Consider the following 20569-nt stretch of genomic DNA (forward strand, 5'->3'; position numbering starts at 1 on the left):
ATGTCGAAGACAGTTGTATATCTTATTCGCCACGCAGAGGCAGAAGGAAATTTTATAAGAAGGTTTCATGGTATTACAGATTCTAATGTAACAGAAAAGGGTAAATTACAAGCTCAAAAACTTGCAGAAAGATTAAAAAATGTCCATTTTGATGTGATTTATTCAAGTCCTCTGAAAAGAGCCCTTTATACTGCAAGCAAAATAGCAGAGGGAAGAGATATAAAGATTATAGTAAGAGAAGATTTGATAGAGATAAACGGCGGAGAGTGGGAAGACAGGTGCTGGGATGAACTTCCATTGCTTTATCCAACAGAGTATGAAATGTGGGAGAAAATGCCTCACAAGCACTGTATGCCAAATGGTGAAAGTATGTATGAACTTTTCTTGAGAGCAAAATCTGCTTTTGAGGACATAATAAAGTCAAATATGGGAAAAAGAATATGCATCGTAACCCACGGAACATTAATTAGGGCTCTTCTTACGTATATAAAAGGATATGAATTTGAAAGACTCAACGAGATTTTGTGGCAGGACAATACTGCTTTAAATATAATCGAGTATAAAGAAGGAAAATACCACCTTGTGGTTGAGGGCGACTGGTCTCACCTTGGAAAGGAGCTTTCCACAATAGCATATCAAGACTGGTGGCAACAGTTTTTAAAAGAAAGAGGAATTGAAAAACAAGATTTAACTATCATTGAAAGGAGAGAAAGTTATGAATAAAGAGGCTTACATTCAAATGTTCAAAGACACAGATGCACTTTTGGAAGGACATTTTCTTTTGTCCTCTGGAAAACACAGTGCAAAGTACCTTCAATGTGCAAAAGTGTTGCAGTACCCAAACTTGGCAGAAATGATCTGCAGGGACCTTGCACAATACTTTAAAGATAAGCAAATTGACGTTGTTATAGGCCCTGCGTTGGGAGCAGTAACGCTTTCGTACGAACTTGCAAGACAGTTAAATTGCCGTTCCATCTTTGCAGAAAGAGAAGATGGGATAATGAAACTTAGAAGAGGATTTAAGATTGAAGAGGGAGAAAAAGTTTTGGTAGTTGAAGACGTCATAACAACAGGCGGGTCTGTGAAAGAAATAATTGAAATTGTAAAAGAGTACAAAGGAGAAATTGTGGCAGTTGCTGGCATTGTAGATAGAAGTGGTGGAAAGGTAGAACTTGGCTATCCTTTGAAAACTCTTCTTACACTTGAGATTGAAACATATGAGCCTGAAGAGTGTCCGCTTTGTAAAGAAGGTATACCTATTGTAAAACCTGGAAGTAGAAAAAGTAAGTAGATTAATTTGCTTGCATAAATGATTAAAATTATTAATTCCAAAAATGATATTGACAGTTAAATTATAAAAGTGATAGAATATTATAAACATTAGTTGGAAATATGGAGGATAAATAAAATTTGAGAATATGTCCAAAATGCGGTGAATTAAATGGTGAAAATAGGACAGAATGTTGGAAGTGCGGATCTATTTTGGGTCCAGTAGATAAATACAAAAAAATTTGTCTGAAATGTGGGCGTATATACCCTCAAAAAGCAGAGATATGCGATGAATGTGGTGGAAAGTTGGCAGTTTACGATGTAGATACGAATTACAATAACACGAAAACTGACAGTAGTGTAGGTTGGCTATACATAGTTTCAATATTGTTTCCAATTGTTGGTATTATTTTGGGTTGTATTTATATAGCAAGAAGAGAAGATAATTTGGGAAAATCTTTGATTATAACAAGCATAGTTGTTATAGTTATTTCAATCTTTATGAGTTTACTCTTTGTCAGTTGTTCTCCTAACTTTTGATTTTTGATAAAAAATATAAAAAAATGCAGGGTCTTTTAAAAACAACTTTGCTGAACAAGATAACCCTGCATTTTTTTACATTTTTAAAAATCAGCCACCCAAATAAGCTTTTTTGACCTCAGGATTTGCTGCAATCTCTTTAGCCTCTCCGGATAAAACAATTCTACCTGTTTCAATTACATACGCCCTGTCTGCGATTGAAAGTGCCATGTGGGCATTTTGTTCAATCAAAAGTATAGTTGTCCCCTGAGAATTAATTTCTTTTATTATCTTAAAAATCTCTGTTACAAGTATAGGTGCAAGTCCCATAGAAGGCTCATCAAGCAGAAGTAATTTGGGTCTTGACATTAGAGACCTTCCGATTGCCAGCATTTGCTGTTCTCCGCCAGAAAGTGTCCCTGCAAGTTGATTTTTTCTTTCATATAGTCTTGGAAATCTTTCAAACACAAGTTCTAAGTCTTTTTTTATTGCCTGTTTATCTTTCCTCAAAAAAGCTCCAAGCTCCAAATTTTCTAATACCGTCATTTCAGGAAACACGCGTCTTCCTTCTGGCACGTGAGAAATGCCAAGTTTAACAATCTCCATTGAAGATTTTTTGGTAATATCAATATCCTCAAACAAAATAGTGCCTGAACGTGGTCTTATCAAACCAGATATAGTCTTTAGCAGCGTTGATTTTCCTGCACCATTTGCTCCGATTAACGTTACAATCTCTCCTTTTTTAACCTCAAGTGAAACAGAAAATAATGCTTGAATAGCACCGTAAAATACATCAATTTCATTTACTTTAAGCAAACTCTAAATCCCCCTCTCCAAGGTAGGCTTCTATCACACGAGGGTTGTTCTTGACCTCAACAGGAGTTCCGACAGCTATAACTTCTCCATAGTCAAGGACATAGATTTTCTCACATATGTCCATTACAACCGACATGTCATGTTCAATTAAGAGTATAGTCAAATCAAATTTATCCTTTATAAATTTAATAAGGTTCTTTAGCTCCTGTGTTTCTTGAGGATTCATTCCAGCTGCTGGTTCGTCTAATAAAAGGAGTTTTGGTGACGTTGCAAGTGCACGAACAATTTCAAGCTTTCTTTGTTCACCATAGGGCAGATTTTTAGCAAGTTCAAATCTTTTTTCATAAAGTCCAAAGATTTTTAGAAGTTCTTCAGCTTTTTTATGATTTTGTTCTTCTTCTTTCAAAAACTTTGATGTTCTGAAAATTGCGTCAAAAAGGTTATAACTAATATTCTTATGAAAAGAAATCTTCACATTGTCAATTACACTGAGTTCCTTAAACAATCTTATGTTCTGAAAAGTCCTTGAAATCCCCAGCGCAGAAACTTGGTATGTCTTTTTATAAGTTATATCGTAGTTTGAAAATTCTATTCTGCCAGTATTAGGGTTATATATACCTGAAATCACATTAAACACTGTGGTTTTACCAGCACCGTTGGGGCCGATTAGCCCGATTATTGCACCCTTTTCAATATCAATATTAACATTGTTCAACGCCACAATTCCTCCAAAATTGACTGTTACATTTTTTATCCTAAGCATTTTTCTCACCACCAATTGGTATCAGTTTTGAAAGTCTTATTTCTTTTGTCCCCATAAGCCCTTGAGGCCTAAATAACATAATTATTATCAAAATAAGTGAATATAAAACCATTCTCACTGCAGGATAATCTTGTAACAAAGCTGAAATTATTGTTAAAACTATAGCGGAGATAATTGAACCTGATATGCTTCCAAGTCCACCTAAAACAACTATCACTAATATGTCAATTGATTTAAAGAAGTTGAACATATCTGGTTGTATGAATCCAAAAGAACCGGAATAAATTGAGCCTGCAACACCTGCAAAAAAAGCGCCTATCATAAATGCTAAAACTTTATATAAAGTTGTATTGATTCCCATAGCTTCTGCAGCTATCTCATCTTCTCTGATAGCAATCATGGCTCTGCCAAACGATGAATTGATAATATTTAAAATAACCGTTACACTTAAAACTGTAATGACAAAATATCCGGTCCAGTCAATTCCTTGTGGTATGTCACTTATTCCACTTGCGCCACCCAAGTAATCTATATTCTGTATGATTACTCTTATAATCTCTCCAAAACCAAGTGTAGCAATTGCAAGATAGTCACCTCTCAGCCTTAGCACAGGAAGACCAATAATAAGACCACATATCATTGCAAACAACCCACCAATTAAAACGGTGAGATAAAAAGGCACTGGTTTTTCAAGAGTGGTCAAAACTGCAGTCGTGTATGCTCCAATTGCCATAAATCCTGCGTGTCCAAGGGAAAACTGGCCAGTGATGCCATTTATTAAGTTTAAACTTACTGCTAAGATGATATTCAACATTATCAAAAAGAGGTTTAGTTTGATATAATCATCTATAATGCCCACCTTCATTAAAAGCGTTATTATTAAATACAGAACAATAACAAATGCAGAATATACCAGAAGTCTCTTTTTCATCTTTCCCTACACCTTCTCTTTTATATTTTTTCCGAGCAGTCCAGAAGGTTTTATAATCAAAATCAATATCAAAAGGGCAAATGCAACTGCATCTTTGTACATAGAACTGCCATATCCACTTACAAGAGTTTCAATAATACCAAGGGAAAACCCACCGAGCATTGCACCAGGAATGATACCAATTCCACCAAACACAGCGGCTATAAAAGCTTTTAGACCAGGCAAAACACCCATAAGAGGGTTTATAGTGTTGTAGTAAAGTCCAACTAAAACACCAGCTGCTGCAGCAAGAGCAGAGCCTATTGCAAATGTATATGAAATTGTAGTATCAACGTTTATACCCATCAATCTTGCTGCATCCATATCTTGAGATACCGCTCTCATTGCTTTTCCTATTTTTGTCTTTTTGACAATGAAGTTTAGAATTATCATCAAAAGTACTGTAATAATTAGAAGGTATATCTGTTTGTTGTTTACCACTATTCTACCTTGGAACAGATGATAATTTTTTTCAGCAACAAGTCTTGGAAAAACTCTTGAATCAGCTCCCATTATAATTTGCATCAGGTTTTCCAAAAGTAGCGAAACGCCAATTGCTGTTATTAATGCTGAGATTCGTGGTGAGTTTCTCAAAGGTTTGTAGGCAAATTTCTCAATAAGCATTCCTAAAATGCTGCAGAACGCCATAGAAACAATCAAAGAAGGTATTAAACCCAGTTTCAAATATGTAACACTCAGAAACGCAATATATGCCCCAACCATAAAAATGTCACCATGGGCAAAATTTATAAGCTTAATTATTCCATAAACCATTGTATAACCAAGGCTTATAAGAGCGTAGACACTTCCCAATGTTATACCATTTATTAATTGTTGGATAAAAGTGGACAATTTGCTTTTCACCTCTTTCGAAAACTTTAAAATCATTTACAACAAAAAGGGGAATAATAACATAACGGAAGGGGCTTGCTACCCACAAATGCCCCTTCCAGTTTTTGCTTGCAGTTATTTATGGATTGAGTTTTTGTTTGAATTTTTGAACACCGTTCTTGAGCTCAATAATGACAGCAGATTTTTCGGCATTGTGATACTTGTTTATGTTAACAATTCCTGTGACACCAACAAAGTTCTTTGTATTTTCAATCGCTGTTCTCAATCTTTCCCTATCTTTTGCTACACTGTCAAACTTCAAGTTAGCTCTTTTGAGAGCATCTGCAATGAAATATCCAAGGTCATAACCAAGAGCAGCAAATGCATTTGGTTCTTGCTTGTATTTTGCCTTAAACTTCTTTATAAACTCTTGAACCTTTGTATCTGTATCTTGGGAAGAGTAATGAGCAGAGAAAAATACATTGGTAGCATTATTTTTGCCAGCCTTTTCAACAACTTTAGGATCGTCAAAACCATCTGCACCAAGAATAGGAATTTTCATTCCAAGTTCTCGAGCTTGTTTTATGATAAGCCCTGCTTCATCATAATACACAGGTGCAAACAGTACATCTGGTTTTTTGTCTCTTATCTTTGTAAGTATACTGCTAAAATCTTGTTCACCCTTGCCAAACGCCTCTTGAGCAATAATTTTTCCGCCGCCTTTTTCAAATGTATTCTTGAAATTTTTCAAAAGTCCTTTACTATAATCCGATGTTGCATCATAAATTATAGCTGCCTTTTTAGCTTTCAGAGTTTTCAATGCAAAATTTGCCATTACATTTCCCTGGAATGAGTCGTTAAAACATGTTCTGAAAACATATGTCTTTGTTTTGCCAGTTCTTTCATCAACTGTAACAGTATCATCTGTCGCAGAAGGTGAGATGATTGGAACTTTATACTTTGTTGCAGCAACTGCAGCCGACTTTGTGGCACCTGAAGTTGCAGGACCTAAAATAGCAAGAACGTTTTCTCTTACAGCAAGTTTTGTTGCAACATTTTGAGCTTCTGTTTTATCCGATTTGTTATCAATAACTACAAGTTCAATCTTTTTGCCGGCAATTCCACCTTTCTGATTGATTTCATCAATTGCAAGTTTTATACCTTCAAGTTCTTTTTGCCCATATTGAGCTACTGCCTGTGAAAGTTCTAAGTTGACACCTATCTTTATAGTGTTTTTTGAAGAAGCAAAAGAAATAGTAAATAATGAAAGGGCAAACACTATCAAAGCGACAATTGAAAAAACTTTTTTCATAAACAAGTCACGCTCCTTTTGAAAATTTTTCTATGTAACTTTCTTTATAGTTTATAGTATAAAATATCTTTAGATTGAATACAAGTATTCAGATTGTTATTTTCGCATAGTTGTAGACATAAAGATTCTGATGCTATAAAATTTTTAAGAAAAGAAATCACACATAAAAATAGGGGAGTGATAAAAATGTATTTTCCATCAGCTGGTCCACAAAACACTCAAAAAACAGTTGAGCTTGCACTAAAAACTGCTATTGAGAGGGGAATAAACCATATTGTAGTTGCTTCATGTAGTGGCAACACAGCTAAACTTTTGAAAAATTGTGGAAAGCATGTTGTAGTTGTAACACATGTAAATGGGTTTTCGGAACCGGGGAAGATGGAGATAAGCCAAGAGGCCATTGAAGAACTTAAATCAATGGGGTTTAAAGTTTATACAGGAACACATGTTTTATCTGGCGCAGAAAGAGGAATATCAAGAAAATTTGGCGGAGTATATCCAGTTGAAATTATGGCGCATACACTTAGGATGCTGGGGCAAGGCGTAAAGGTTGCAGTGGAGATTTCTGTTATGGCTTTAGATGCAGGACTGATACCATATGGAGAAGATATAATTGCAATTGGTGGAACATCTGAAGGTGCAGATACTGCTGTTATTATAAGGCCTTCGCATGCAGCTTCAATATTTGAGACAAAGATTAAAGAAATAATTTGCAAACCCTATGAGTTTTAAAAAGCCGCAGAAAGTTGTGAGACAGAAAAAACAAAAAGGTTGACATTATGAAAAGAAGAGGACTATAATAGTTCTTAAGAAAATATAATTGCACAAAATAAAAATTTTGTGCAATGAAGGGAATGAGAAAATGGATTTTTCGGGTGTCCCACCTTTTGTAGTCGATTTTTTAAACTATATGATTACAATCAAAAACAAATCACCAAATACAATTAAAGAATATTACTATGACTTGAGAACTTTTCTAAGATATCTAAAAGCAAAAGATTTGAATATTTTAAGCCAAATCGAAAAGATCGAGGATCTTGAAAATATCGATGTGAGCAGCTTTGAAATTGAAAGGCTCAAAACCTTAACCCTTAGCAATCTATATGAATATTTTTCTTTCCTTGCAACACGCTTTAACAACGGTCCATATGCAAGGGCCCGAAAAGTTGCCTCAATTAGAAGCTTTTTTAAATACCTTTACAGCAAAGCCAAACTCATTCCTGATAACCCTGCAAAAGATTTAGAGTCGCCAAAACTTGGTAAAAGAAATCCAAGGTATCTTACACTTGAGGAAAGCAAAAAGCTACTTTCTGCAATTGACGGTGAAAATAAAGAAAGGGACTTTGCAATAATTACCCTTTTTCTAAACTGTGGTCTTAGACTTTCAGAGCTTGTAAATATAAACCTTTCAGATATAAAAGAAGATATGCTAAGGATTGTTGGTAAAGGAAATAAAGAAAGAATAATATATTTAAATAAAGCATGTAGAGAAGCTATCGAAAATTATTTAAAAGTTCGCCCTACAGAAGGTGTAAGGGACAAAGATGCCCTTTTCTTGAGTGAGAGAAAGAAAAGAATTAGCAGAAGAACTGTTCAATACATTGTTGAAAAGTATGTGAAAATGGCAGGTATAAATCAGAAAAGGATTTCTGCCCACAAGCTTCGTCACACGGCAGCAACACTTATGTATAGGCACGGCAAAGTTGATATAAGGTCTCTTCAGACTATCTTGGGTCATCAAAGTATCTCCACAACAGAGATTTATACTCATGTAAATGACGATGACATCAAAAAAGCCTTTGAAAAAAACCCCCTCTCAGGAGAAAACCAGGACGTGTTGGACTCCTGATAAGGGGGTTTTATTTTGTGCACAGAAGTCTGTATGTTTTTACATCTACAAGTTTTAACACTTGCCCAGGATACAAAATTGCATTTTCTAACTTATTTATCTTTCGCACAAAAGAGATATAATCGCGAATGTCTACGCTATCATCAACAAAATTCTTTGAAATTGTCCACAGCGAATCTCCCTCTTTTACCTTCACAAATATCCAATTTAGATTCTTTTCTTTGTCAATGCCCTTCCCTTCTCCAATTGAAATCATCAAGACTGTTATAACAAATACCATAAGAATAAGCAATGCAATGCTAAAGCGAAACTTATTTTTTATAACAACTTTTGTTCTCATAAAATATTCATTCTCTCCGATAAAATGTTCTATATAAAGAATATCAAACAAATGTTTATATGTCAAGAGATGAAGATATAATCTGTTTAGAAACTTTATGTTTTTCCCTGCAGATTTATCATGAGTATACGCAAAAACATTTGAATCCAATCTCCTTACTTACTCCAAAAAAATTTACTATTTGATCAAAAAAAGAGTTTGAATTTTATCACCTACAACATAGAAAAGTTAAGAAGATAATAATAGAGGGTTGGAGCAAAATTGCCAGCCAACCCTCTTGCTTTTTTACTCCATAGTTCGATATTAACATTTAATGCCATCAAATACTTGATTTCTGGTTATTAAAAATTAATGTTTCTGGACAGTACCTAAGGCTCTCCTAATAAAACCTGCTATATTTTTTCCTTAATTACAACTCTTAACAATAGTCTGTTGCATCAGTCCAAAATCTTAACCTTCATCTCAATAATCTTCTCATATTTCTTTCCGCCTTCTTCCCATATTATTTTTGCTTTATTGTATTTTGAAACTATCTCTTTTACCTTTTGCGGATTTCCTTCAGTTAAATAGTAATATCTTACTGGTACATAAAATATTCTGCCTTTTTTAGGTGGATTTAAATTAATTATAAAATCTCTGCCACCTTTTAATACGTATTTCTTTTCAAATTCCTTAGGAACTATTGGAATTATAATAAAACACTATTTTTGTATCGTGGTCCTGTATTGGCTGCATCAACATAATACTCAATTATCCTATGTTTTTTGTAATCAGGCTTTTTACCATTGTAATCATTATCTCCATAAAAAGGCTCTCTCTCGTTGGATGAAAAATAAATCTTTATTGTAGGGTCACTTATTTTTAAAGTTTTCACGGGATCATATAAAGTATATTTTACTATATAGTAGTAAGCCCCAACTCCTGCAAAAATGACTAACACTATAATCAAAATTGAAAGTAATTTTTTCATTTTTATAGCCACCATTCCTATCCTTGCATTTTTAATTAATATATTATGTGGATATATCTAAACTGGGCTTTCGGATATTTATCTTTTAGGTCTGAAATCTGAATCCCAGTATCCATTCCACCACTCGTCCACCATCGGTATGCCCCCGCCTTCTTTTAAACACTGTGATACAAAATTTGTACAATCAGCTGAAAACTTGTGATATGCTTTATTATAGTTGTATACATACGTGTATGCATAATTTACTGCTCCATCTCTGTTGTATGCACCACCCCCTCCACCAGGAAAAGGCGTTGTACTTTTTGTACCTATTGAACCATCTTTATCTTCTTGTTTATCCTTTGTTGTTTTTTTACCATATTTCAAACTATATTCATATGCATACTCATATATTTTTTCCCACTTTTCTGGATCCTGCTTCCTCAATTCTCCTGCAGGGTCTGCAAGCTCAATAAGTTTTTTCCAATACTCTTCACTCCCATATTTTGCTTTAATCTTGCTGTCTTTCAAAATTGTTTCAAATATTTCTTTGCCTTCCTATACTTTTTTACCTCTTCAAGATGAACCTTCATAATTTCATCCGCATAATTTTCTGCTTGTGTACCTAAATTTGTCGATACTTCATCCGCTCTTGAGCTTGGAATAACAAACAATATTGATGATAATAACATAGTAACTACAACAAGTAACATGTAAATTTTTCTAACATTGTTTTTATACTTCATTTTTATAAACCTCCTCTTATGGAAATTATTTAGTTTTTATAATACAACCTCTTTGCGCGCAAAAGAGGTTTTGCCATACTGCTTGCATATTGTCCAATATAGACTTTTTACAAAACTTCCTTATTACTTCATAATATTTATTTGTCTTACATAACAGTAATTTTCTTTACTCTTATACCTACTGTTAGTTTACTATCTTTACAATACCCTTTTGTTTATGTTTTATTAATGTTATATCTATATTTTCTTTTAAAACCTTTTTTTGTTTAACCTTTTTATTAAAAGCTTACTTTGCTTATCCAATTTTGTCAATCAATATTTTACCTTATTTTTCTTTATTTTTCTTTATTACTTGCTATTTTTTAAACTCAACCTTATATAGCTTTATTTCTTTTAATCTTTCTCTTATTTTCTGTAAAATTTATTGAAAAAGTGAATCTTTTTGTTTTGTACATCCATGATATAAACAGTCTGTTACATGAATTTTTAAGAATATAAACCTTCTTTCTATGCTCCGAAATTTACAATTAAAATAATTTAAAATTCCTCTCTTGTTGAAAAACGTTTTGGGTAGAATGACTTTTCCATTCCTACCTACTCATATTTCGCAATTACAATATCTAATATCTTCTCTTCTTCACCTGAAATCTTATTCGTACTGATAAGTTTTATGGGTGCTAAAATAAAATTGTCTCTGGTGTATAATAAAATCACAAGACCAGTAAAGAAAGGTTTGGAGTTCAAAGTGGTTTTTATCATTGGACTTAACAGCAATACCATCCCATACTCATCATGTGAAGACAATGAGGTTGCAAAGCTGCAAGAGACAACTGACAAAAAGCTCTTTTATGTTGGTATGACAAGAGCAAACGAAAGGCTGTATCTGTGCTGCTCAAGAAAACCATCAAAATTTTTGAGTGAGCTGAATACAAAACTTCTTCGAATTGATTCTAAATGCATTCTTCGCAGTTTTTACAAGCTAAGAATTGATGATTACAGATACATAAACAAAATCAGAGACATTTACTGCAAAGAAGAAGAGGTTCGCCAGTGGCTAATAAATGAACTCATTGAAACTTACAAATACCCTGAAGAGTTGATTGATGTTGAGTACAAGCTAAGTATATTTTCAAAACCTGCATTTGTGGATGTTGTTGTGTTTAGGTATGACCAAAATAAAGAAAAAGTACCATTTATAATTTTTGAGGTAAAGCCATATCTTTCTGGAATAAGTTATGGGGTTGAACAGCTTAAAAGCTATTTGAATGTAATTCCAAAATGCTCTTTTGGTGCTGTAACAGATGGAAACAGCATTTTAATATTTGATAGCAGATTTGAAAATGTTGATGATTTCCCACACTTTGATATAAGAATGCTTCCTTCTCAAGTTGAAGAGTATGAGATTGTGGATTTTAGACGTTCCAAAAGCTACAGGATTAGAAAACTGGTAGATACAAATCATATTGATATGGTTTATGACGGACATTCAATAGAAATAAAACCAGAAGATGTATTAAAGATTAACATGTACGAAAAGGTTGCAGCAGGAGCGCCTGTTGAAACCTCCGATGAGGTAATTGGCAAGGTTTTTCTGCCAAATTCTATTGTCTCAGACCCTGAAAGATATTTTGCTATCAAAGTTAGGGGCGATAGCATGGTGGAAGCAAATATAAAAGATGGGGATATTGTAATTGTTCAAAAATGCAATACTGCAGAAAACAGAGATATTGTTATTGCATGGCTTGATGGAGAAATAACCGTAAAAAGATTTTGTAAAATGGGAAGCACAGTCCTGCTCATTCCTGAAAACAGCAAATATGAACCAATTAACATTAAAGAAGGAGAACTTCGTATAGTTGGAAAAGTTGTTGCTGTGATGAGAAAGAAGAGGTGATATTACTTTTTTAAAAACAAAAGGTGGGATTTTCAAAAAAAACGCCCACCTTTTACTATCTTTATGTTTATTTTGTGAGTAATCATCTTACTAAATTATCTAAACAAAATTTTTCCTTTTTTAATATACTATTGAAGTTTGAGAATATTCCTATTGTTTAATCTCTGATTTTAATTACTCATATTTAATTCTATTAGTAAATATTAGTTACAACAGGTTTGACATGTTTGACAGACTAAGTCCTATCCAAAAGAATATGGACAGACAGAACACCCATCTAAAGTTTTGATAAAGAATAACAAACTTACCACCTCAAACTATTTTAAATCTTCTTAATAAAAATACAATAATTACCACTAAACCGCCTAATCCATATAAGCCAACATTTTGTTTGTAAAGTGCAAGTAAAGATACACATTCTAAATATATTGGTATTATAATTGCAATTTTACTCCATCTACTTTTACTTTTAACAATTCCTAATGCAAATAAAAAGGCTAAAATAGAATATAATATAAAAAAAACTATCAGCATAAGAATATCCCCCAACTCAAAATAAAATTAATTATCTTAAAAAATATTTTGTTCTACTTCCTTGTAATTGTTCGCTAATCTTAGCAAACTATAGAGTAACTCCTATTTCTTCTGTAACTATTTTTATCTCTAACAGGTATATCTTTTAATTTAAAAAGTCCTTGATTATTGTAAATAAAGTTGTTTGTAAAAATCTACTAAACTCATTTTTTGTTCTTCTATGTCTCGAACTTTTATACCCTCATTCTGTAATAAATCTAAAACATCATAATGAGAATTTAGATTATGAACTTTTATAGAGTTATTAAACTGAGTTTCTACCGTTACATATGGTAATTTTTCTTTTATTAACCTACACGCTATATCAACATGCTCCTTTTCGGTAAAATGAAAAACCACTACTGTATTTCTTTTTAACAATTCTTCCTTATTTTTGTCTAATATTATTGAACCATTTTTGATAAAAATAATTCTTGAACATAACTCCTCTATATCACTCAATATATGTGATGAGATTAAAACGGTTATGTTATTTTCTCTCCACCGTGTTTTTAAGAGCTCTTTAACTTTAATTGTGGTGGTTGGGTCCAATCCATTAAAAGGTTCATCCAATATCAACACTTCAGGGTTGCCAATAAACATTTGAAGCAAACTAACCTTTTGCTTTGTTCCCAATGAATATGTTTTCGCCTTTCTTTTTAATATCTTATTTTCTAATTCAAAAAATGGTGCTAACCTATTAACCTCATCTTTAACGTTAAAGGCACTCCCATATTTTAATTTAGCATACAGTTCTATATTATCATAACCACTAAGTTTAAGATACAGTGCTGGTGTTTCGATAAAAAATGACGATCTTCTTAAAACCTCTATTCTTTCTTGTTCCTTAGTTACATCACATCCCAAAATATAACATTTCCCTTTTGGTTTTGGTAACCATAAACCCGATAATATTTTCATTAATGTGCTTTTGCCAGCACCATTTGGTCCTACAAGACCAACAATTTCTCCTTTTTCTATTGAAAAATTTATTTCTTTTAGAATTTGAAAGTTTCGAATTTTCTTATCCACGTCAGTTACTTTTATTACCATTTCCATTTGATTTTCAGCCAAGCTATTTTACCTCCTTCAGTCTCTCTCAAGCTTTATAATACCTTTTCCCTATGTTCAAATATTTTCATTGAAGCTATTACAAAAATAACTGTCATCAATAAATTTAACCCTATTACAATATAGAATGAAGCATAAATCCATTCTATTTCTCCTGGTAATGAATTTGTATATACCATCGATAGTTCCCAAGGGAATATTAACGACAACAACTTTAATATAGGTGTTTTAAGAATAAGTATTTTTTGACGAAAAATACTTATAACTATTATTATTGCAAAAAAGCTAATACTTGCAAATGCACCGTTTTCAAATATCGTGGAGAAAAACATGATAGCTCCCGATATAGCCAATATAAGAATAATTTCGGTTAATAATTGTAATAAACTACATTCAAGTAAGTTCAACAATTTTACACCATCTGAAACAGGATATATCTTGAAACCTATCACCTTATATTTAGAAATCCAGTTACAATACACATCGTAGTATTTAAAAGAATCTGTTATAAGATTTAAAACTATGAAAAATACAATTTGTATACCAATGACCAATGCGGACACAGTCAAAACAGTTGCAATAAATTTGCTTAAAATAATATTACTTCTTTTCACAGGCATAGTTTTTAAAATCTTCGCTGTCCCTTCCTTATATTCATCTGAAACTATACCACTTCCAATAAGCAAAGCTAAAACAATAATTATAAAAAATGCTATTCCGTACGATTGACTAAGTAAATAAGTCCATCCATCAAATTGTCCACCAACACTATAATATTTTTTCCTCTTTATATTTTCATTTAAAATCTGATAATTTACCTTATTAATTTCAAGCTCTTTATAGTCGCCTGCTTTCTGAGAAATTTCATACCTCATCTTGTAATATCGTGCTCTTTCTTCTATTTCCTTTTTAGGGTTAGAAGCATACTGCATTTTTAATTTTTCCTTTTGAACAATTCTATTCAATTCATTAATTTGTTCCACATACAATCTTTTCTTCATGTCGTCTTTTTCTTTTTTTAATTTCTGTTGCAATTCCTTTATCTGTTTTTCTGTATATGCAACATATTGCTTTGTAGACTCAATACTTTTATTCTTTTCATTATACACAAACCAGCAATAAAAAAGATTGAGACCAATTGTGATTATTAAGGCAATAAAAAATTTTTTGCTTTTTATAATTTTTTGGATTTCAGTATACAATAACAATTGTGTAGCCTCCTTTTATACAGTTTTATTTATTATCTGTTCCGATAAGAAATAAGTGTTTTTGCCAATTCGCTGGTGATTTTTACATACTATATTATAAAAACAAATTTGAAGCTGGTTTCCTACTATTCTTCAATATTTACGTCTTAGAATCTGAAGTTAAAAAAACACAAAAAATTTACCTAATTTTTCATTTTAATTTTTACCAAAAAAGAAGTCAATACTTTATACAAAATTATTTAGATTCTCTTTTTTTATTACTAAAGAGTTTTTATTTTTTAAAAAGTGCAAAAGTAAACTTTCATAATTGTCAAATTCAAAATAGCCATTCTCTTGCCAGTAGTTTACTTCAGCATCTTCATCTTCTCTCAACATCAAATTATCTTTCAATGTTTTGAAATAGTCTTCCTGGAAGGGATGAACCTTTATCTTCATGGGATTTTCTAAATATTCACACAATTTTTGGGCTTTTTGAAAAAGCTCTTCTTCAAAATTTGTTTCATCATCGACAACATTGGGGTAGTCTTTTGTATAAGCTATTGTTTCAAAAACATTTAAACCTAGTGCAAGCATTATTCTTTTCAAATAAAATGTAACCTCAATTAACGAATTACTACTTGCTGTTACTACTGGAATACCTATCTTGCCTAATAACTTGAATAAATGTAACCAATATGATATACGATCAATAAAAACTTTTGTTTGAGCAGATACATTTGCGGCATACACAGGAGTTGCTATAACAATAATATCAGATATTTCCATTGCATTTTTAATTAATAACATGTCGTCTTTCTCATCTAATATGCATTTCCCTTGTTTAAAACAAGTAAGACATCCTTTACATAGATTAATTCTAAATCTGTTAGTATCAAACACATTAATTTCAAACTTCATGTTTAAAATTGCTTCCATATTTGTGAGTAGTTTCTCAGCAACATAAAGAGAAAATGAATCATTTCCGTTTGGACTACCATTAAAAATAAACACTTTCATACTTCTTCCTCCTCAGTAAAAGATATGGGAAATACAAACTCCATAATTGGAAAAGCATCTTTATAACAAAGTCGAATAAATGTGTAACCAATTCCACTAATTCCATCTAACAAACCTAATGGCAAATATTGTGGAGTTGATCTTAGACTAAATTTCCCCTTTCGTTTTTTTCTAAAAACTATATATTTAACTTTTTCTTTGATAATTTCCATAATTGAATCTACATCAAAAATCTCAGAATATTTTAATAAAAGTTCAATATCTCCACTATTTCCTTTCAAAAGCTCATCTGTTTCTTTGAAGGGTTTAATGTACTCATATATTAATCTTTTCACATACACCTTAAAATATTCCTTATTGAACTCGTTCGAGCAAATCTTCAAAATTACTAATAATAATTCGAAAAAGTTTTGAGAAATAACAAGTTTATCTACCTGTTCCAAAAACTCTATAAAGTTATTCACAATATAATTAAAAGCAAATTTATTTTGGCATATATTTGCAGCGTCTAATAAGAAGTTAACATAATGTATGTATTTCTTATTAGAGTATTTCTCTTGTTTGACCATTGTAGACAATGTGGATTTGTCGTATACAAATGTGCTGTATATATCTTTACATTTCATTAAAGGTTCAATATTATACTTATTTATACAGTATTTTAAAAAATTCAGTATAAAACTGCTTTGGATTGTTTTTTCATTTTTTAACAACTTCTTAAAAAACAATTCTACTAAGTGTAGTAATTCTTCTTTAATATTGCTAAATATGCCTTTATAAATATTTGAAACCTCTAATAAAGATAATAAAATTGAAGCTACATCTTCTATCCTCTTAATTTCTTCTTCCTGATTTACTATATATATTCTTTTTTTTACATCTTTAAAGAGTTGATAAAACAATGTCTTTGTAATCTTCATATAATTCTCATCTGGAACAAGTAAAAAAGCATAACTAAGAAACAGCATAATACCACTTAACCCATAAAATAAACTGCTTTCTAAAGGTAATATAACATTAGTGTTGTTGATTCTGTCAAAAATTAAACCATTCCATATGACTGATTTTTCTTTTGCTCCCCAAATGGCATTTTCTACTAAAATGTTTCCTATTTCCATTATTTCTTCTGTGAGAATTTCTTTCTGTAAAGTTATGTTCTCTTCTATAATAACACCCGCATTTTCACATAGGTTATTCCCCTTAATTTTCTCAATTTTTTCATCAAAATAATTCAATGACGCTTGCAAAATTGATATTTGTTTGCTTACTGTCTCATCGTCTATACTTTTTATCCTTTCCTTTATTAAGTTAAATCCTGAATTAATAAAAAATCCCTCTACCTTTCTATTATGACTGTCTTCTAATACATTATCATTTAATTTTCGATAAAAAACAGGAATATCAAAATTCATCAAATCTTCTATCTCACTTCTAATTACAATTTTGTTTTTGTAATTTGCAACCCATAAATTAGCAAACAATCTTTCTAAATCTAAAAAATCTTGAGTATAACTAGGATGCGAATAGAAACTTAACATCTTATAATAATTATCTGTATTTTTCAATAATGTTCTACTCCTTATATTGCCTTTGAAACTCTCTTCTATTTTATATATAATTTCACCTTTGTGTATTCTTGCAAATTCTAATACTGTCATAAATCCTTTTAAAACTTCCGGTACATATTTCCTAAAATCTACTTTTTCACCTCTCAGTTTTGGAATATTCTGTGCTTCTGAAATTTCTATTTCTGAATAATCAAATTTGATGTTATCAATGTCTTTTTCATTAAGTACTAATGTTTTATATGGTAATTTTTGGCCTCCTCCACTAAATGCACTAACGTCCACTCCTTTTCCTGTTTTGAAATCAACAAAACTCATACACGGAATTAAACCCGAAGATAAGATTGATTCATTTATTTCTTTTAATGCAAAGTACCGCGCATCTCTAAATAACTCTTTTTGACTATTTTCCTGAGCCACAATTGTTTCCATATCAACTATTACAGGATACTCAGCATGGGCTATTAAATTTTCAAAATGTATATCACTACCTTTAAGTAAATAAACAAATCCACATAATTGTCCAAATCTTCGATAATATCTCTCTAACTCTTCTTCATTGTTACATTCAACATAAGGTATGTATTCTTCTATTGTGAAAGTTTCGCCATCATATAGGGAAGGAAATATTAAATCCAACAATTTTTTTTCTTTCGTTTCACACCACTTAATAAACTCAACTACTGTTTTTTGTAGAGACGAATTTCGAGGCTTGTATAATATCGGTTTGGATTTTTCGAATATAACTATCAAAACCGCACTGCTTTCTTGATGAAAATCTCCCAATATCTCTATACTAGTTATTCTATTGCTTTTTATTTCAAATCGTTTACTAATTTCTGTAAAATGTTTATCTAAATCATGTATAACTTTGCTGAAATATACCAACCAGTTAAGTGTTTTTTGTGCCATAGTTCGACCTATTACAGGGTAATCGTTCATAAACTTGTATATTCCTTTATTATTGAGTAAATAATGAATGAATAACTGAAATACATTTTTTTTATTTTTTATATTTTCACTATTATTCTCACGCCATAAGTAATACTCATAAATTAATGTCTTTATATATATATTCAGCAAGAAATTATCTAAACTATAAGCAACTTTGTTCATAACCTCTTCATTTATGATAATATTTTCAAGATTAATGTTTACACTTAAAAATTTTTCGCAAAACCATCTTGAAAAGAGTTTTGAAATTGTTAGATAACCATAATCCGTATTTTTTAAACTATTAAGACTATCCAATACTTCTTTCAAACACAAAAACCATTTTGCTTTTTCCACCTTTTCTCTAACAACTTTCTTTTGCTTTTCAGAAAGAACAGCAAATGCTAAATTAAAATCTTCTAAACTGATTCCATATACATCAATCATATGAAAAAAATCTTCTATTGTTAAGGTCCCTCTTTTAAAAAGCCAATTTTCAAAATTTCCTATTTCAAAATTTTTAACTCCAATTTCTTTAAATAATTTTACTCTCTCTAAAATGTTTAATGATTTTACAAAAAAATCATCTGTAAAATAGAAATCCTGCATTTTCTACACCCTTTCTTGATAAATAACCTTAACTTATTTTTTGGCTAACAATCCTATTACTACGCTTGCCACGCCGCTAATAGTTCCACTAATTAAAAACCACTTTGCACATTCAAAAATATAACCTTTCTTGCTGTTTTCAACTACTTTATACATTTCTTTTTCTTCTAATTCTTCAAAGGTTTTCCCTAAAATATCTTCAAATTGATTTTTATCTTTCATATTTTCACCTTCCCATTACATTGCTTGTAGTTTTAGCTTTTCCTCGACCATTTTAACAATTTTATTAGCTATATATTTGTGACTTACATTGTTTTGGATTTTTATTTCTTCATCTTTACATATCATATAAACTACTTTATCATATAAAATATTAGTCTCAATTCTTTGTTCCTTTAAATACTTTCTTAACAGAATATATCTTTTTAAAAATTTATCAAAATTATCATCGTGCTTACCTTGTAATGTTAAACTTGTCAAATAAGCTCCAATTAAATTACAAATCTGTATATAAGATTTTAGATTCTTTTTTTGTGTAAGCATTTTATTAGATAACTTTATAAAATTCGTAATTATTTCTAAACTTATATTATAAACAAAGTCTTCTAATAATCCTAACCCGTAAAGAAGTAAAATTTCTTCAATAATCTTTGTCATAATCAGTGAATTAATATTTTCAACTTTTTGTTTTTCTCTTAATTTACACATTATCCTTTCTATTAAATACTTTTTTATCTCTTTTTTATCCTCTTCATACTTCCTTTCATGCTCTGTAATTAAAATTTCTCTATAAAGTTCCCATTCAAGAAATAATTCATTTTTCTTTAATATATAAAAAACAGCTACTATATCCGGATATGTATTATAAAAATTATAGCCTCTATCAATATATACAATTACTTCCACTATCATTAATGCTATGGGATAAACTAATGCTATTAATAAAGACTTAAAAACACTATATCCCAAAATAAAATACAAAAGTAAAAAGTCCACAACAATTGAGACAATAATACCATTTAACAAAAGTAAAATAAATTTAATTTGTATTTTATAAAAATCTGTAACTTCTTCTTTTTCGATATTTGCAAAAGAACACTGACAATATCCTCCCACATAAAAACCTTTTTTCTTTTCAATACTTATTTTTGTTGAGTTCAAATTTGAATTTCTAAATTTAATTACAAAATTAAGTATTCCCATTTCGTTTACAAAAACTTTGTTTCCCCACAAAATTTTTGCTCCTATATAATGACCTATTTCATGAAATACTATTGTTGTAATATTTAAAACTATAAATAGAACAAATGCTTTTATAATAGTTAACATATTCTCTATATCTCCTTTTTAAAAATC

At 30.9% G+C, this 20569-nt stretch carries 22 protein-coding genes; 6 read left to right on the plus strand and 16 right to left on the minus strand.

Annotated features, from left to right (window positions below; all coding sequences use genetic code 11):
* The 3 genes from PGC14_RS05350 to PGC14_RS05360 all read left to right on the plus strand — a co-directional run bounded on the left by PGC14_RS05350 (window position 1) and on the right by PGC14_RS05360 (window position 1809).
* Window positions 1-723 carry a histidine phosphatase family protein gene (locus tag PGC14_RS05350; RefSeq protein WP_271629731.1) on the plus strand — a complete coding sequence of 241 codons (723 nt, stop codon included), beginning with the start codon at window positions 1-3 and terminating at the stop codon, window positions 721-723.
* Window positions 716-1291 carry an orotate phosphoribosyltransferase gene (gene pyrE / locus PGC14_RS05355; RefSeq protein ID WP_271629732.1) on the plus strand — a complete coding sequence of 192 codons (576 nt, stop codon included), beginning with the start codon at window positions 716-718 and terminating at the stop codon, window positions 1289-1291. Before PGC14_RS05350 ends, pyrE begins: the two co-directional genes overlap by 8 nt.
* 119 nt (window positions 1292-1410) lie before the next feature.
* The gene (locus tag PGC14_RS05360; RefSeq protein WP_029227631.1) at window positions 1411-1809 is read left to right on the plus strand and encodes a double zinc ribbon domain-containing protein; all 399 of its coding nucleotides are present in this window, start codon (window positions 1411-1413) and stop codon (window positions 1807-1809) included.
* Between the two features lie 90 nt (window positions 1810-1899).
* On the opposite strand, the gene PGC14_RS05365 is transcribed toward PGC14_RS05360, so the two are convergent.
* From PGC14_RS05365 to PGC14_RS05385, 5 genes are all read right to left on the minus strand, one after another.
* Window positions 1900-2604 carry an ABC transporter ATP-binding protein gene (locus PGC14_RS05365; RefSeq protein ID WP_271629733.1) on the minus strand — a complete coding sequence of 235 codons (705 nt, stop codon included), beginning with the start codon at window positions 2602-2604 and terminating at the stop codon, window positions 1900-1902.
* The gene (locus PGC14_RS05370) at window positions 2597-3367 is read right to left on the minus strand and encodes an ABC transporter ATP-binding protein (RefSeq protein WP_271629734.1); all 771 of its coding nucleotides are present in this window, start codon (window positions 3365-3367) and stop codon (window positions 2597-2599) included. The genes PGC14_RS05365 and PGC14_RS05370 overlap by 8 nt, the downstream gene beginning before the upstream one ends.
* Window positions 3360-4298, minus strand: a complete 939-nt coding sequence (locus tag PGC14_RS05375) for a branched-chain amino acid ABC transporter permease (protein WP_271629735.1) — start codon at window positions 4296-4298, stop codon at window positions 3360-3362. The genes PGC14_RS05370 and PGC14_RS05375 overlap by 8 nt, the downstream gene beginning before the upstream one ends.
* Before the next feature lie 6 nt (window positions 4299-4304).
* Window positions 4305-5189, minus strand: a complete 885-nt coding sequence (locus PGC14_RS05380) for a branched-chain amino acid ABC transporter permease (protein ID WP_271629736.1) — start codon at window positions 5187-5189, stop codon at window positions 4305-4307.
* Window positions 5190-5307: 118 nt separating this feature from the next.
* Window positions 5308-6480: an ABC transporter substrate-binding protein gene (locus tag PGC14_RS05385; protein WP_271629737.1), complete on the minus strand. Its 1173-nt coding sequence runs from the start codon at window positions 6478-6480 to the stop codon at window positions 5308-5310.
* 186 nt (window positions 6481-6666) lie between these two features.
* Between PGC14_RS05385 and PGC14_RS05390 the strand changes: the two genes are divergently transcribed.
* Together PGC14_RS05390 and PGC14_RS05395 are read left to right on the plus strand one after the other, a co-directional pair.
* Window positions 6667-7212 (plus strand): pyruvate kinase alpha/beta domain-containing protein, encoded by a 546-nt coding sequence (locus PGC14_RS05390; RefSeq protein WP_271629738.1) that lies wholly within the window; start codon window positions 6667-6669, stop codon window positions 7210-7212.
* 130 nt (window positions 7213-7342) lie between these two features.
* Window positions 7343-8329: a tyrosine recombinase XerC gene (locus PGC14_RS05395; protein ID WP_039766836.1), complete on the plus strand. Its 987-nt coding sequence runs from the start codon at window positions 7343-7345 to the stop codon at window positions 8327-8329.
* A 10-nt stretch (window positions 8330-8339) separates the two neighbouring features.
* Here the strand turns inward: PGC14_RS05395 and PGC14_RS05400 are convergent, their stop codons facing one another.
* The 4 genes from PGC14_RS05400 to PGC14_RS05415 all read right to left on the minus strand — a co-directional run bounded on the left by PGC14_RS05400 (window position 8340) and on the right by PGC14_RS05415 (window position 10364).
* Window positions 8340-8669, minus strand: a complete 330-nt coding sequence (locus PGC14_RS05400; protein ID WP_039766851.1) for a LysM peptidoglycan-binding domain-containing protein — start codon at window positions 8667-8669, stop codon at window positions 8340-8342.
* Window positions 8670-9357: 688 nt separating this feature from the next.
* Entirely contained in the window at window positions 9358-9639 is a 282-nt protein-coding gene (locus PGC14_RS05405) for a hypothetical protein (protein WP_039766839.1), read from the minus strand.
* Between the two features lie 78 nt (window positions 9640-9717).
* Window positions 9718-10149 (minus strand): amidase domain-containing protein, encoded by a 432-nt coding sequence (locus PGC14_RS05410; RefSeq protein ID WP_039766842.1) that lies wholly within the window; start codon window positions 10147-10149, stop codon window positions 9718-9720.
* Window positions 10146-10364, minus strand: coding sequence for a hypothetical protein (locus PGC14_RS05415; protein WP_039766846.1), 219 nt, complete (start codon window positions 10362-10364; stop codon window positions 10146-10148). The genes PGC14_RS05410 and PGC14_RS05415 overlap by 4 nt, the downstream gene beginning before the upstream one ends.
* 697 nt (window positions 10365-11061) lie before the next feature.
* Here PGC14_RS05415 and lexA point away from each other — a divergent pair.
* Window positions 11062-12258, plus strand: a complete 1197-nt coding sequence (gene lexA / locus PGC14_RS05420) for a transcriptional repressor LexA (RefSeq protein ID WP_271629857.1) — start codon at window positions 11062-11064, stop codon at window positions 12256-12258.
* Window positions 12259-12570: 312 nt separating this feature from the next.
* Here the strand turns inward: lexA and PGC14_RS05425 are convergent, their stop codons facing one another.
* The 7 genes from PGC14_RS05425 to PGC14_RS05455 all read right to left on the minus strand — a co-directional run bounded on the left by PGC14_RS05425 (window position 12571) and on the right by PGC14_RS05455 (window position 20542).
* Window positions 12571-12792, minus strand: coding sequence for a hypothetical protein (locus PGC14_RS05425; RefSeq protein WP_039766736.1), 222 nt, complete (start codon window positions 12790-12792; stop codon window positions 12571-12573).
* 165 nt (window positions 12793-12957) lie between these two features.
* A complete protein-coding gene (locus PGC14_RS05430) occupies window positions 12958-13905 on the minus strand; it encodes an ABC transporter ATP-binding protein (RefSeq protein WP_039766738.1) in 948 nt (315 codons plus the stop codon).
* 32 nt (window positions 13906-13937) lie between these two features.
* Complete coding sequence (locus PGC14_RS05435; RefSeq protein WP_271629739.1) at window positions 13938-15110, minus strand: ABC transporter permease subunit; 1173 nt, start codon at window positions 15108-15110, stop codon at window positions 13938-13940.
* A 225-nt stretch (window positions 15111-15335) separates the two neighbouring features.
* Window positions 15336-16106, minus strand: a complete 771-nt coding sequence (locus tag PGC14_RS05440; RefSeq protein WP_051109327.1) for a flavodoxin family protein — start codon at window positions 16104-16106, stop codon at window positions 15336-15338.
* Window positions 16103-19213, minus strand: coding sequence for a type 2 lanthipeptide synthetase LanM (lanM, locus tag PGC14_RS05445; RefSeq protein ID WP_271629740.1), 3111 nt, complete (start codon window positions 19211-19213; stop codon window positions 16103-16105). Before lanM ends, PGC14_RS05440 begins: the two co-directional genes overlap by 4 nt.
* A 33-nt stretch (window positions 19214-19246) precedes the next feature.
* A complete protein-coding gene (locus tag PGC14_RS05450; RefSeq protein WP_045169484.1) occupies window positions 19247-19435 on the minus strand; it encodes a hypothetical protein in 189 nt (62 codons plus the stop codon).
* A 15-nt stretch (window positions 19436-19450) separates the two neighbouring features.
* On the minus strand, window positions 19451-20542 hold the full coding sequence (locus PGC14_RS05455; protein ID WP_045169483.1) for a hypothetical protein: 1092 nt from the start codon (window positions 20540-20542) through the stop codon (window positions 19451-19453).
* Window positions 20543-20569 lie beyond the last annotated feature (27 nt).

The organism is Caldicellulosiruptor sp. DIB 104C (genome assembly GCF_028198085.1).
Classification (GTDB): Bacteria; Bacillota; Thermoanaerobacteria; order Caldicellulosiruptorales; family Caldicellulosiruptoraceae; genus Caldicellulosiruptor; species Caldicellulosiruptor saccharolyticus.